This is a genomic window from Nocardia kruczakiae NBRC 101016 (assembly GCF_001612965.1).
Taxonomy (GTDB): Bacteria; Actinomycetota; Actinomycetes; order Mycobacteriales; family Mycobacteriaceae; genus Nocardia; species Nocardia kruczakiae.
This window is the reverse complement of the sequence record NZ_BDBL01000034.1, coordinates 39,686-53,895: the sequence shown is the minus strand read 5'-3', so window position 1 is coordinate 53,895 and position 14,210 is coordinate 39,686. Positions and strand designations below refer to the sequence as shown.

Annotated in this window: 12 protein-coding genes; 5 read left to right on the top strand and 7 right to left on the bottom strand. The window is 67.5% G+C overall.

What is annotated here, in order from left to right:
• Nucleotides 1-40: 40 nt before the first annotated feature.
• The 5 genes from NK1_RS36360 to NK1_RS23735 all read left to right on the top strand — a co-directional run bounded on the left by NK1_RS36360 (nucleotide 41) and on the right by NK1_RS23735 (nucleotide 4,788).
• Nucleotides 41-367 (top strand): aldehyde dehydrogenase family protein, encoded by a 327-nt coding sequence (locus tag NK1_RS36360; RefSeq protein WP_439955961.1) that lies wholly within the window; start codon nucleotides 41-43, stop codon nucleotides 365-367.
• Nucleotides 354-881 carry an aldehyde dehydrogenase family protein gene (locus NK1_RS36355; protein WP_063012048.1) on the top strand — a complete coding sequence of 176 codons (528 nt, stop codon included), beginning with the start codon at nucleotides 354-356 and terminating at the stop codon, nucleotides 879-881. Before NK1_RS36360 ends, NK1_RS36355 begins: the two co-directional genes overlap by 14 nt.
• Nucleotides 882-897: 16 nt before the next feature.
• Nucleotides 898-2,292, top strand: coding sequence for an MmgE/PrpD family protein (locus NK1_RS23745; protein WP_063012046.1), 1,395 nt, complete (start codon nucleotides 898-900; stop codon nucleotides 2,290-2,292).
• 261 nt (nucleotides 2,293-2,553) lie between these two features.
• Nucleotides 2,554-3,738: a low temperature requirement protein A gene (locus NK1_RS23740; RefSeq protein ID WP_063012044.1), complete on the top strand. Its 1,185-nt coding sequence runs from the start codon at nucleotides 2,554-2,556 to the stop codon at nucleotides 3,736-3,738.
• A 69-nt stretch (nucleotides 3,739-3,807) separates the two neighbouring features.
• Complete coding sequence (locus tag NK1_RS23735; RefSeq protein WP_063012042.1) at nucleotides 3,808-4,788, top strand: AraC family transcriptional regulator; 981 nt, start codon at nucleotides 3,808-3,810, stop codon at nucleotides 4,786-4,788.
• Between the two features lie 270 nt (nucleotides 4,789-5,058).
• On the opposite strand, the gene NK1_RS23730 is transcribed toward NK1_RS23735, so the two are convergent.
• The 7 genes from NK1_RS23730 to NK1_RS23700 form a co-directional block, all read right to left on the bottom strand.
• Entirely contained in the window at nucleotides 5,059-5,856 is a 798-nt protein-coding gene (locus tag NK1_RS23730; RefSeq protein WP_063012040.1) for an SDR family NAD(P)-dependent oxidoreductase, read from the bottom strand.
• Nucleotides 5,853-7,535, bottom strand: a complete 1,683-nt coding sequence (locus NK1_RS23725) for a class I adenylate-forming enzyme family protein (RefSeq protein ID WP_167354293.1) — start codon at nucleotides 7,533-7,535, stop codon at nucleotides 5,853-5,855. Before NK1_RS23725 ends, NK1_RS23730 begins: the two co-directional genes overlap by 4 nt.
• Before the next feature lie 72 nt (nucleotides 7,536-7,607).
• The gene (locus NK1_RS23720; RefSeq protein ID WP_167354292.1) at nucleotides 7,608-9,068 is read right to left on the bottom strand and encodes an aldehyde dehydrogenase family protein; all 1,461 of its coding nucleotides are present in this window, start codon (nucleotides 9,066-9,068) and stop codon (nucleotides 7,608-7,610) included.
• A gap of 8 nt (nucleotides 9,069-9,076) precedes the next feature.
• Nucleotides 9,077-9,808 (bottom strand): hypothetical protein, encoded by a 732-nt coding sequence (locus tag NK1_RS35085; RefSeq protein ID WP_063012034.1) that lies wholly within the window; start codon nucleotides 9,806-9,808, stop codon nucleotides 9,077-9,079.
• 65 nt (nucleotides 9,809-9,873) lie between these two features.
• Nucleotides 9,874-11,814: a hydantoinase B/oxoprolinase family protein gene (locus tag NK1_RS23710; RefSeq protein ID WP_245660765.1), complete on the bottom strand. Its 1,941-nt coding sequence runs from the start codon at nucleotides 11,812-11,814 to the stop codon at nucleotides 9,874-9,876.
• Nucleotides 11,815-11,819: 5 nt separating this feature from the next.
• On the bottom strand, nucleotides 11,820-13,865 hold the full coding sequence (locus NK1_RS23705; protein ID WP_063012030.1) for a hydantoinase/oxoprolinase family protein: 2,046 nt from the start codon (nucleotides 13,863-13,865) through the stop codon (nucleotides 11,820-11,822).
• Nucleotides 13,866-13,881: 16 nt separating this feature from the next.
• A complete protein-coding gene (locus NK1_RS23700) occupies nucleotides 13,882-14,094 on the bottom strand; it encodes a hypothetical protein (RefSeq protein ID WP_038553071.1) in 213 nt (70 codons plus the stop codon).
• Nucleotides 14,095-14,210 lie beyond the last annotated feature (116 nt).

The following is a 14,210-nucleotide window of genomic DNA, read 5'->3' as shown; positions in this document are numbered from 1 at the left end:
CCGCTTCTGCGGCGCTCGCGCGCAGTACAAGGAGTCAGTAATGAGCCGACAGGCAGCTGTCCGGCAGGCGCCGTACGACAAGTTGTTCATCGACGGCGCCTGGGTCGCGCCCGCGTCGGAGCGGATCATCGACGTGATCTCCCCCGCCACCGAGGAGATCATCGCGCGGGTCCCCGAGGGCGTGGAGGCCGATATCGACGCCGCGGTCGGTGCCGCGCGCCGCGCCTTCGACTCCGGCCCCTGGGGGCGGAGCGATCTCGCCGAGCGCATGGCGGTGCTGAGCAAACTCAGCGCGCAGTTCGCCGACCGGGCCGAGGAGATCGCTCAATTGGTTGGTCGCGATGATCGAATCCATGCCCGTCGGTGATCCCTTCGATCCGGCCACCGAAATCGGCCCGATGGTCAGCGCGACCCATCGCGCCCGGGTGGAGGGATATAGCAACGGCGCCAAGGCATCCGGAGCGAACCTCGTCATCGGCGGCGGCCGCCCCACCGGTCTGGACCGCGGGTGGCATGTCGAGCCGACGGTCTTCGCCGATGTCGATCCGGCGGCGAAGATCGCGCAGGACGAGGTCTTCGGCCCGGTGCTGACCGTGCACACCTACGACACCGAGGCCGAGGCGATCGCTATCGCCAACAACTCCGAATACGGGCTCAACGGCTCGGTCTTCGCCGCCGACCCCGAACACGCGCTGGCGGTGGCGCGTCGGATCCGCACCGGCACAGTCGAAGTCAACGGCAGCGGTGTCGGCTTCCACGCCCCGATCGGCGGATTCAAGAACAGCGGGATCGGCCGCGAGGCTGGGCCGGAGGGCTTCGACGCCTACGTCGAGATCAAGTCCTACGGCCTGCCGCGGCCGCTGCTGGACACCCTGGCCTGACCCGAAAGGTTGATCGATGCAGAACATTCCCGCACTGGAGCAGGCGGTGGCCCGCCTGGTCACCGACCTCGAATTCGACACCATCCCCGCCGACGCCCTCGCCGGTGCGCGGCAGTTGATGCAGGATCAGCTCGCCCTGCAGGTGGGCAGCGCGTCCCTGCCGTGGAGCAAGGCGGTGCTGGAGCTGACCCGCGCCTCGCACGCACCGGGCGCCGCGCACGTCACTGCCACCGGCGACGCGATGAGCGCCGCGGACGCCGCCTTCGTCAACGCCACGTTCGGGCACGGATTCGAATACGACGACGCGCATCGCGCCAGTTCCAGCCATCCGGGCAGCTGCGTAGTGTCGGCGGCGCTCGCGATAGGCGAGGAATTGGGGGCCTCGATGCGCGAGGTGATCACCGGCATCGTCGCCGGCTACGAGGTCTACACCCGCATCGGCGTCCTGGCGGCACCGCAACTGCTCGAGCGCGGTTTCCATCCGCACTGCCTGCTCTCGAACTTCGGGGCCGCCGCGGTCGTGGCGAAGATGCGCGGATTCGACGCCGAACGCACCCTGCACGCGCTGTCGATCGCGTTCAGCCACTGCTCGGGCACCACCGAATACACCTCGACCGGCGGTTCGGTGAAGCGCCTGCACTCCGGGATCGGCACCCGCAACGGGATCCGCGCCGCGGAGATGGCGGCGGCGGGCATCACGGGACCGACCACGTTCCTGAGTGGCGGTAAGGGCTTCTACCGAGCCTTCGTCGGACGCGATGTCGCCGACGGTGCGGAATCGGCCTTCGCCGCGGACGCTCCGTTCGAGATCACCAAGGTGTGGATCAAGCCCTACTGCTGCTGCGGCATCAACCACGCCTACATCGACGGCGCCCGGCAGTTGGCGGACCGGGCCGGTGAGATCGAGAGCATCCGGCTCGGCATCCAGACCGGCGGCAACGTCATCGTCGGCAACAAGAACGCGAATGCCTATGCGCCACAGACGATCGAACACCTGCAGTACAGCCTGCCGTTCCAGTTCGCGATGTCGGTCCTCGGCCGCGGCAACGGCTTCCGCGCCCACCACGACTATATGTCCGGGCAGTTGGACCTGAGCGAGGGCAGTGACGTGGCGGCCCTGGCCCGCCGAGTGAAGATCGAGGTGAAACCCGAACTCGACACCGCCTATCCGGGTAAATGGATCGCCGACATCACCGTCGGATACGCCGACGGGTCCAGCGACAAGATCTTCGTCGACAGCCCCCTGGGCACCGCCGAGAACCCTATGTCCCAGGCGGATCTGGACGCGAAGTTCCGCGATCTCACGGTCGCCGACCTGGGCGCCGGACGCAGCGCTCAGCTGCTGCGGGCGATCACCGCGGGTGATCTGGACCAGCCGGCCGCGGAATTCGCTGCGCTGCTGCGGATCTAGGTCGGCGAGGGCTGAATTTTCCGTGCAAACCTCGACGAGAATGCGCGAAAATCGCGAGAATCGGCGAGGTTTTGCACGGTTGGTTCACCCCCTCGGGCGCCGATGCCCTTGTTCGCTGCGCCTGCGAAGCGAAGTATCGTGATCAGCCCGCCTTGAGCCGCTGGTGGCGCCGCCTGCTGCCGAGACGACGCCACGACGGTCACCGCATCGACGGGCCATCGGTTCGGCAACGCAAGGAATGTCGGCGGCCGAGGAGGAGCGATGACGCGGGCGACACCCACCCGGCGCGAAGTCTCGCCGCTGGAACTGTTCTTCGACCTCGTGTTCGTGCTGGCGATCGGCCAGCTCACCCACCATCTGACCGCACATTTGAGTTGGCGCAGTGCCGCGGAGACGCTGGTGATGCTGGTCGCGGTGTGCGGGGTGTGGGCCTTCACCAGTTTCGAGGTGACGCTGCTCGATATCGAGCGGCGCGCCACCCGGACGATCACCCTTGCCGTGATGGGCCTGGCGTTGTTCATGAATGCCGGGATCGCCCACGCCTTCGACGACGGGCCGTGGCTTTTCGTCGTGCCCATGCTGGTGGCACTGGGCGGGCCGGCCGCCTGTGCCGCGATGGCGGCACCGACACCCCCGCTGCGTACCCATTTCCGCCATGTGCTGATCTGGTTCGCGGTCTCGGCGCCGTTCTGGATCGCCGGCGCCGCGCTCGGACCCGATATCCGGCTCTACTGCTGGGCGGCGGGTGCCGCGATCGACCTGGTCGGCACCTGGACGGCGCATCCGGTGCGGGGCCGAGCCGTGCCTACCGCACATCTGCCCTTCGACGCCGAGCACATGCTGGAACGGATGCGGCTGTTCCTCATCATTCTGCTGGGCGAGACGGTTCTGACGCTGGGCCGGGTGATCTCCGATCATCGTGGCGAACCCGTGGTGCTCGTGCTGGCGCTGGGCTGTGCCACCGCGCTCGTCTGCCTGTGGGCGGTGTATTTCGGCCGCTCCGAAGAACTCGTGGTCAGCCATGCCGCCGAAATCGAGAACCCGATCCGCGCGGTGCATGTGGGCATCAACACCATCTACGGCGTGGTCGCCGGGCTGGTGGTGTTCGCCGCGGGCAGTGAACTCCTGCTGGCACAGCCGGTCAGCGAATCGGCGGGCACGGCCGGTGTGCTCGTACTGGCCGGGCCGATGCTCTATCTCCTGGCCCAGGCCATCTTCTTCCGGTGGGAGATGGGCAGCGGATGGCGGACCCGCCTGGCCGGGGCAGGCGCGCTGGCGGTCTGGGCGGCGCTCGCGTACTGGCTGCCGCCGTGGACGGTGATTTTCGTGCTGGTCGGCGTTCTGCTCACGCTGGCGGTCGTCATTTCGCGGACCACCACGCCGTCGGCCGCAGGCGCGGACTCCGGCGCCGAATCACATGATTCGGGTCACAACACCGAACTTTAGATATAATATATTTCACCGGCTCCACAGCCGCCGAAAGGCGCGGGTAGGCTGAGTCGCGAGGAGGATACGGTGCCCGAGAAACTGCACACCGACCCCCGGCTGAGTTTCCACACCGGCGATGTCGACGCCGCCATCGAGCAGGTCACCAGGAGGTTCGCCCGGCACGAGGTACAGCTGGCGGACGTGCGTGAGCTCGATTTCCAGCTCGATCTCGCACCCGCGCCCCGGCTGACCGTGGCACGCATGAGCTACGGCACGGAGGCGATCATCCACGGTCCGCCGATGCAGTTGTGCTATCACGTGAATCTCCCGGTCACCGGTGAGAGCGTCGTCGCCCAGAACGGCGTGCGCCGCACCATCGCGGGCGGGCAGGCCGGGGCGGTGTTCGTGCCGCGCTATCCGGTGATGGTCGCGTGGAGTGCGGGGTCGTGGCAGTACCACGTCAAGATTCCCAAGGAACTGCTCGAGGCGCACGCGTCCAAGCTCGCCGGTGTGCCGGTCGACGACGGAATCCGTTTCGACGTCGATTTCGATCTGGGCAGCGGGCTCGGCTCGGCGCTCATCGCGACCACCGGCTTCCTCTACGCCGAACTGAACCGGCCGGGCGGGCTCGCCACCGTGCCCAGCGCCTGCCAGGAACTGGAATCGGCGCTCATGACCCAGCTGCTGATGGCGGTGCCCAGTCAGCTGACTCCTCTGCTGCACAGCAAGCCGGCACATACCCGGCGGTCCAAGATTCGCGAACTGATGGACTACATCGAGGACCAGCCCGACGCGGAGATCACCACCGCCGATCTGGCGGCCCGCGCCGGTATCGGCCCGCGTGCCCTGCAGGCCGGCTTCCAGGACGTGGTGGGCATGTCACCGACCGCCTATCTGCGCGGTGTACGCCTGGACCGGGTGCACCTGGAACTGACCTCCGGCACCGCGACATCCATCACCGAGGTCGCCGCCAGATGGGGCTTCTACCATCTCGGGCGCTTCTCTCAGCAGTACCGTGAACGTTTCGCGGTCACACCGTCGGAGACGCTCGCCCGCCTGCGACGCTGAGCCGGATTTCGCAGCTGCGCATTGCCTCCCCGGCTGCAGGCCGGGCTGCCAGCACGAGGGCATTGTCCCGGCAGCGATGCTCGCGTCGGCGTCAGCACGGCGAATGCCGCGCGCTGACACCGGCACTCGCCTGGCGCCGGCGCCAGGCAGGTCGGCGATCGGCACTCACGGCAGTCGGAGCCCGAAGCCTGCCGGGCAAACGCTCCCGCAGCTCGACGGTCCGTCCGACGAGCTACGACGCGTCGACAGCGCAAACAGCGCTGTGGTGGTTCAGTTTTCGTCGAAGACGATGGTGGAGGCGTCCACCGCGGACCCTCCCCCGTCGGCAACCAGCACGTGCCCGGTGACGATGGAGGCATCACCGGAGGCCAGGAAGGCACACACCGCGGCGATCTCCTCCGGTTCGGCGGGCCGGCGCAGCGGGACGTGTTTCGTGGTCAGCGCATAGGCCTCGTCGAGGGTGATGCCTTCGCGCTGAGCCAGATAGGTCATCGCCCCCTCGCCGAGCGGGGTCCGGATCCAGCCGGGGCAGACCGCGTTGACCCGCACACCCTTCGGGCCGTATTCCCTTGCCAGCCAGCGGGTTATGCCGATGAGCGCCGCCTTCGCCGCCGTGTAGCCGACGGTTCCGGGTGGGCCCGCGATGAGGCCCGCCGTGGAGGCGAACAACACCAGCGACCCGCGGCGTTCGATCAGGTGCGGCATGACCTCACCGGCGAGGTAGTACGAGCCGTGCGCGTTGACGTCGAGCGCTTTCCGGTATGCCGCGGCGTGTTTCGGATTCGCGGTACCGGAGATCGCGGCGCCTTGCGTGGCGATGACGGTATCGATGCCGCCCAGATCGGCGGCGGCCCGCGCCACGACCTCGTGAATCGCGTCGGGGTCGGTACCGTCGGCAGGCAGGGCCAGCGCGCCGGTCTGGTCGGCGAGCACCGCGAGCCGGTCGGCGTCGATATCGGTCACCGCGACCTTGGCTCCGTCGGCGACCAGCCGGCGCACCGTCGCCGTGCCGACCCCGCCGGCCGCGCCGGTCACCAGTGCGAATTCGGGTTTGCTGCGGACGCTCATCGGACTGCCTCACTATTGTCATCGGCCGGGACGACCTCGCCGTCGGCGCTGCCCGCCACACCGGGCCCGGCCGTGCCGGTCTGCGGGGTTGTGTTCTCCTGCTGGGAATCGGCTGTCGCGCCGGCATTTTCGTATCGCGCGCGCAGCGTGTATTTCAGGATCTTTCCCGAGGCGTTGCGCGGGAGTTCGTCCTGTTCGACGAAGTACTTCGGAACCTTGTAGGACGCCAGCCGCTCTCGGCAGTACGCGCGCAGCGCCGCCTCGTCCAGGTGCACACCGGCTTCGGCGACCAGCACCGCGCAGCCGACCTCGGTGTACTTCGGGTCCGGAACCGCGATCACCGCCGCGTCCTGAATCTGCGGATGCGCGGTCAGGACGGCTTCGATCTCGGCAGGGTACACATTCTCACCGCCACTGCGGATCATGTCCTTGGCCCGCCCCGCGAGGATCAGGAACCCGTCGGCGTTGACGTAGCCCAGATCGCCGGTGCGACACCATCCGTCGACGAAGGTGTCACGATTGGCGTCGGGGCGATTCCAGTAGCCGGCACAGACCGCACCGCTGCGGACGACTATCTCGCCGACCTCGCCGACCGCGGCCTCACCGGCCGCGATATCGCCGTCCCCGTTCCAGACCTTCACCTCGGCCAGCGGCAGCGGGCGCCCGATGCTGTCGGGCTGGGAATCGAAGTCCTCGTCGTCGAGGGTGGTGGCAATGGCTCCCCCCTCGGTGAGCCCGTACACCTGGGTCAGGCGGATACCGGGCAGCCGTCGCCGGACCTCCGCGACCATCCACGGCATCATGGTGTCGCCGCCGATGATGAAGTGCCGCAGCGACTCCGGGAGCCGCCGCTCGAGGTCGCCGAGGTGCAGCATCTCGTTGAGCATGAACGAGAACAGCAGGCAGTCGGTCACCTGTTCCCGCTCGATCAGCTCGAGCAGGTGATCGACGGTGAAGTTGCCCGAGGCCAGCGTCACCACCCGGCCGTGCATGAGCAGCGCGGGCGCGGTGACCGCCTCGACGGCGCCCGCGTGATACAGCGGTCCGGGCACCAGGGCGACCGTCTGCGGCGAGAAACGCCACCGCAGCGCCTGTGCGGTCGCGGCGGCCACGGTGTTGGCATGCGTCCACACCGCGCCCTTGGGCAGACCCGTCGTGCCGGAGGTGTAGAGCAGCGACATCGGATCGCCGGCGGCGACCTCCGGCGCGTCGCCCAGCGGAGCGTAGCCGCCGAGCACATCGAACGGATGCGCCCATTCCGGCGTATCGTGCTCGGAATCGGTTCGGACGACGAAGGTTTCGACCGACAGCTCCGCACGCACCGGCTCCACCTTGGCGAGCAGGCTGCTGTGGATCACCACCGCCTGACACCCCGAATCGTTCAGGATGAACCTGAGTTCGGCGGGCGCGAGCCGGAAGTTGAGCCGCACGGCGATCACGCCCAGCCGCATCGCCGCGAAGCACAGCGGCAGATATTCGGCGTCGTTGTAGAGCATCAGCCCGAGCCGATCGCCTTTGCCGAGGCCCAGTTCGCGCAGGGCGCTCGCATAGCGGCGGGAGCTGTCGAGCAGCTGCTCGTAGGTGATCCGCTCCCGGCCGTCGAACACCACCGCGGTGCGGTCGCGCCCGGTCGCGGGAATCTGATCGACTACCGAGTCGAGAACTCGGGTGAAGTTCACGACGTACCGTCCTTCCATCGGCCCGCAGCGCTGCGGGCCCGCCGTATCGGCGTCATTTCCTCGTTCTCCACCTCAGACGCCCGGGCCGATCACGATCTGTTTGAGTTCGGTGAATTCCGCGATCCCCTCCGGGCCCGATTCGCGCCCCCACCCCGAACCCTTCACTCCGCCGAACGGTGCGCTGACCGCGGGACCGAAGGTGTTCACCGCCACCGACCCCGACCTGATGCGGGAAGCCACGTCCAGTGCCGCGGCCCGATCGGCGGTGTACACCGAGGCGGCCAGACCGAAGCTGGTGTCGTTCGCCAGCCACACGCCCTCGTCGAGATCGCGATAGGTCTGCACGACGGTCACCGGCCCGAACACCTCGTTGCGCACCAGATCGGCGTCCGGCGGCAGACCTGTGATCACGGTCGGCTCGTAATACCAGCCGGTGCCGGTGTGCCGTGGCCGCCGGCCGCCGGTGACCACCCGACCACCGGCGCCGAGCGCCCGGTCCACGAATTCCTCGGTGCGACGTCGTGCCGCTTCGTTCACCAATGGCCCGATCCGGGTCTCTCCGTTGAGCGGATCACCGATCCGCAGCCGCTGCCACGCCGAACGCATCGCCTCGATCAGCTCGTCGTGGCGGCGCTCGGAAATCAGCACCCGCGACAGGGCCGCGCACACCTGGCCGGTGCCGCCGGTCGCACCGGGCACCAGCGTCTTCAGGACGCGGTCGAGTGGGGCGTCGTCGAGGATCAGCGCCGGGGATTTCCCGCCGAGTTCCAGGTGCGTGCGCGCCAATCGCGGCCGGGTCGCCTCGATGATCTGCTGGGCCGCGACCCGTCCGCCCGTGAGCGACACCATGTCCACCCGCGGGTCGGCGGTCAGCTGCCGCCCGATCGTCACATCACCGCACAGGATGCTCAGCGCACCCGGCGGAAAGCCCGCTCCCACAGCACAATCGGCGACCAGCCGCATGATCAGCTGCGATTCCACCGCCGCCTTCACGATCACCGGACAACCGGCCAGTAGAGCCGGAATCACCTTGGTGCCCATCGTGACCAGCGGACCGTTGTAGGCCATGATCGCCAGCACCACCCCGGCCGGTTCGCGGCGGACCAGCACCTCGCCGAGCATCGATTTGCGGGTGTCGTCGCGCAACGCGTCGACCGCGCATTCCAGGGCAGCCGACCACGCACCGGCCGCACCGAATTTGTGCAGCGTGGCGCTGTAGCGGATCGGCATTCCGGCCTCCGCGGCCCAGACCGTGCCCATCTCGGCGAACCGCGCCTCCAGAGCCGCGCAGAATCGGGCGCAGATCTCCACCCGGGTTCCGACCGGCACCCGCCCCCAGGCCCGTCCCTCGTCCGCGGCCCGCAACGCCGCGCCGGCCTGTTCGGAGCAGGGCAGTACGACCTGCGCGACGGACTCTTCGGTGGCGGGTGAAACCACGTCGTGCACCGGACCGTCGGCGGCGATCCACTCGCCGCCCACGAACACCGAATCCACGTGCGGGACGGTCACTCCCGCGACATCGACAGCACTCACGACGCGCCTCACGAACCGTTCGCGACGAAGAACGGGCTGGCCGGCTTGCAGAACATGGTGGCGAACGGGCTGATCATGAAGTCGGGGATCTCCATCTCCCCCGACATCAGCTGACGCTTCACCTCGGCCCGGAAACCCTCGAGGTCGCCGATCGTCTCGTAGATCGCCAGATGCCCCAGATCCACCGCATCGACACCGGGCAGTGGTTTCACCTCCGACACCTCGAACCGTTCGGCCCGGATCACGCCGGGAGCGGTCATGATCTGCGGAATGTGCACCTCGTCGTACCACGTGGCAAAGGTGTCGTCGTCGCCGGTGTGGCGGCTCCACGCGAAGAACAGATGCCGGTCGTCCAGCGATTCGGTGCTGCCGAACTGTTCGGAAAGCTGCGGCTTGCTCACCGATTTCGCGAACAGCGCCTTGAACGGCTGCACCATGTAGTCGGGCAGCACCATCTCTCCCGAGATCAGCTTACGTTTGACCTCTTCGCGGAAACCCTGTGCGCTGCCTTCCATTTCGTAGAGGGCAAGGTGGCCGAAGTCCAGCGCTTTCGAACCCGGGATGGGTTTGGTATCGGCGATCAGGAATCGTTGCGCACCGAGCATTCCCGGGGCATCCATCACCTGCGGGATGTGTTCCTCGTCGTACCACGTGGCGTAGGTGTCGTAGTCGGTGGTGTAGGTGCTCCACGCGAAGAACAGGTTTCGGTCGTTCGGCGTGGGTACGACTGCGGCAGCCATCAATTACTCCTTGTTGGTCAGGTCGGGTTGTTACGGGCCCGCTGGGTGAGCACTCGGCGTGCGGCTCAGCGGGCGGCGCGCAGCGCGGCGGTGGCCTGTTCGTCGATCCGAAGCCCCTCGGGGTCGTTGTGCGGATCGCCGAGTACGACGACGCCGTAATCGCGGGCGGCGCCGGCGACACCGACGTATTCGTCGCGCACGTCGCGCAGCACCTTCTGCGGGTCGCGGTCGAACGGTGAACCCCAGCCGCCGCCTCCGTTGGTGAGGCAACGCAGGACTGACCCCGCCTTCGTCCTCCATGTCTTCTGGCTGGCGAAGTAGTGGTAGGAGCCGTTGTCGGGGTCGAGGGCCTTGGTCTGCGGATTCAGCACGCCCGCAACAGGATTGCTGTTCACATAGACGTCGGGGCCGATGCCGATCAGATCGGCGGGTGCGCCACCGTCTCGCGGCGGGAAGATCCAGATCGCACCGGTCGGTCCGGCCTGTCCGCCGTTGGCGCCGACCCCGCTGGGTTCCTTGGTACGGAACGGGGACAGGTAGTGATCGGCGTCGGTGAGCCAGAGCGTGTCTTTGAGGTTCGCCGCGCCGCCACGGTGCGCACCCGCGCCGCCGGTGTCGATCGCATGTTCCTTGCGCAGCATCACCACCGGCGAATCGTGCTCGATCGTCTCCGTCGCGGGATCGAGGTTGTTGAGGTTGAACAGCACGGTGTAGCTGTCGCCGTCGGCCTCCTTCGTCGCACCCCACGGGCCGTGCTCGCCGCCGCACTGGGTGGCGCTGGTCCACGGGGTGCCGTCGGGGCGCAGTCCGTTGGCATTGTGAGTATTGGTGGAGCCGTAGTCGCCGCCGACACCCTCGGCGCCCAGAACCGGGTTGAGCGCGTCGAAGACTGCCGCGATCAACGCACCCGAGGACTCCCAGAACATCATCGGCGCGCCCTCGGGCGGCATCGCCGTCAGCAAGGTGCCGGGCGGCGCGACGAGATCGATGTTGCGCCAGGTACCGGAGGTGAACGGGATCTCGGGGTCCAGCAGCATCGTCAATGCCACGCCCAGCGCCGTCTTCGCGTCCAGCACACCGCAATTGATGCAGGTTCGGGCCTGCGCCGAGGTGCCGGACAGATCGGCCTCGATCAGCGTGCCCCGCTTGCGCAGCGTGACGTGCACGGTGTAGTCCACGGTGTCGTCGAGCCCGTCCGCGTCGACACTCGCCCGGCCGGTGTAGTCACCGTCGGGAATCCGCGCGATCGCCTCCCGCATCTTCTCGGCGGATGTGTCGCAGGCATAGGTCAAGGTGCCGAGATAGGCTGCCAGACCGTATCGTTCGATGTTCTCCCGGATCAGCCGCTCCCCCAGCTGCAACTGCTGGTGCATACTCTTGAAGTCCGGCATCAGCATCGCGCCCCAGCGGGTGTTGTCGAAGATCAGGCTGAACGCCGAGCGCACCGGCTGGTCCTTCGACCACAACAGCATCGGTGGAATGACGAGTCCGTTCTCGAAGACGTTCATCTTCGTCGCGGAGAACCCTCCTGGCACCGTGCCACCCATATCCAGTTGGTGCGCACGCATATTCACGAACGACACGATCTCGCCGTCGACGAAGACGGGCCGGGTGAACAGCACGTCGTTGACGTGGGTGCCGCCGCGATAAGGGTCGTTGCAGATCAGCACATCACCGGGTGAGAGGTTCTCCGGCCCGAACTCCTCGACCGCGTTGCGGCCGGCGTCGGGCATGGTGCCGAGGAACGGGGTCAGGCTGTTGCTGACCACCGCCATCCGGTAGTCCTGCTCCGGCGGCCCGCTGATGGTGCAGGCGAAGTCGTACCAGTCGCGGATGATCGGCGAGAACGCCTCCCGCAGGAAGGCGGTAGACATATGTCCCACAGCGTATTTCAGGCGGTTGACGATCACCGACGCGGTGAACCGGTCGCACCCGTAGGCGTCGTGGAACTGCTCGTCGGACAACTCGCGGATACGTGCGTGGTCGATGGGGCTGGTGGCGCTCACGGCCTTCACTTCCTTCGGATGACGAGTTCGCCGTAGCGGCCGACGGTCATGCGCTGACCGGCGCCGACGTGGGTGGTGGACAATCCCTCGTTGACGATGATCGGGCCGTCCAGCTCATCGCCGGCACGCAGCGCGTCGCGGTCGTAGACCGCGGCCTGCTGCCCGGATTCGAGGTCGTCGGTATCGAGATCACCGAGATAACGCAGCGTGACGACCCGTGCCGGAATCAACGGTTCGTCGGGGCCACGTTCAGGTATCGGCGGGTAGTTCACCTTCGGGGTGTCCAGGACCGCGCGGACCCGGAAGGTCACTCCCTCCACCGGCACCATGTCGAAGCGGTTGCGGGAACGCTCCTGGTAGGTGTCGTGGAAGGAGGCGATCATGGTCGCGACGGCCGCCTCGTCGATGGCGCCGCCCGGCACCGGCACGAACGGGGTGTCCCAGCTCTGACCGACCAGATGACCGTCGAAACTGCGCTCGAAACTCACCGGCGCGTCGTGTTCGAGCCGCTCACGCAGCTGCGCCTCCATCTCCGTGAACAGGGCGTCGATCCGTGGCGCCACCTCGGGCGTGAGAACCGTGTACGCGCTGCGGTTCACGGTGAACACCTGATCCGCCGACAGCAGGCCCAGTGCCGAGAACAGGCCCGGATTCGGCGGCACGATCACCTGTTTGCAGTGCACGGCATCCATCGCCGCGGGCAGCAGCATCGGACCGGCGGCACCGTAGGCGACCAGGCTGTAATCGCGCGGGTCCACACCGTTCTTGATCGCGACGTTGAACACGCCCTCGGCGATGTTGTGCACCGCCATCTCGTAGGCGTAGCGAACCCGTTGGGCCAGTGTGAATTCCGAGTCCAGGCGCTCGAACGCCTGTCGCGACAACTCCGGATCCAGGCTCACCTGACCACCGGCGAAGGTTTCGCTGTCGATGATGCCGATCAGCAGGCAGGTGTCGGTGGTGGTCGGCTGCGTGCCGCCGCGGCCGTAGCAGGCCGGGCCCGGCGTAGAACCGGCGCTGCCCGGGCCGACCTGGATCGCGCCGGTCTGGCCGATGCTCACCAGGCTGCCGCCGCCCGCACCGATCGCGGTGACGTCGTTGGCGAGTGCGTTGACCACCAGATCGTGTTCGAGTTCGAACGTCGTGTTCACATACGGCTCACCGCCGGTGACCACGCTGATGTCGCAGGAGGTGCCGCCCACATCGGCGCACAGCAACTGCGATTCACCGATCAGTGCCCCGAAATGGGCGCTGGCGACGGTGCCGGCGGCCGGGCCGGAGAAGACGATACGGAACGGATGTTCCATCGCCCGCTGCGAGGGCACCAGGGTCGCGGCGCAGTCGGCGAAATTCAATTGTCCGGTGAAACCCAGTTCCGCCAAACCCTTTTCGAGTTTCGCGGTGTAGTCGGCGTAGATGAGTTTCATCAAGGCGTCGACCACGGTGGTCGAGGCGCGAGCGTATTCCTTCGCCAGCGGGGATACTTCGCTCGATACCGAGCACGGCACGTCGCCGAGCACCTCCCGCACCAACTCACGCAGCCGCAGCTCGTGCGCCGGGTTGACGTAGGCGTTGATCAGGCAGATCGCCACTCCCGCGACATCGCACTTGCGCAGCACCTCGAGTTCGGCGCGGGCCTGATTCTCGTCGAGTTCGAACAGCACGCCGCCGTCGGCGGTGATGCGTTCGCGAATTCCGCGGCGCAGATACCGCGGGATCAGTGGACGCGCGGCATCGCCGAAACTGCGCCGCCAGCGCGGATCGAGAATGGCCTCCGCCGGCCGCCACACCCGGCCCATGTCGAGGATGTCGCGGTGGCCCTCGGTCGCCAGAAATCCGATCTTCGGCAGCTGCCGGGTGATCACGGCGTTCAGGCCGTGCGTACTGGCGTGGTTGAACACCGCGGAATTCTCCACACCGAGCAGCGCCGCCCCCTGCAGCACCGGCTTGGTCACATCGGCATAGTCCGTCGACACCTTCGCGGTGTGAATGTGCCCGTCGCGCAAGGCGACTACGTCGGTGAACGTGCCACCCACATCGACTGCGATCATCGTTGATCCCTTTTCACTACAGTTGGTCGGACAGAAGCTGGATCGGGCCGAGTCGCGGTCCCCGGACCCGGCTGACGGAACGCAGGCAGTTCTGGCACTTGACCACGTCGAACCAGCCGCCCTCCGAATTGACGGGATAACGCCGCAACTCCCCGCCACAGTGGGCGCACGCCCCGTCCACAAGCTCCCGCTCCAGGCGCGGCGCCTGGTCGTCCCGGTTCTGGCTCATTCCGTTCAACTCCACTGTCGAGTCGGTGACCGGCACTCTTGCGCCGGTACGCCGACGCTATGGCAGGTGAGACCGGCGTCACTATCCGCAAACCGCCGGTATGAATCCGGGAAACG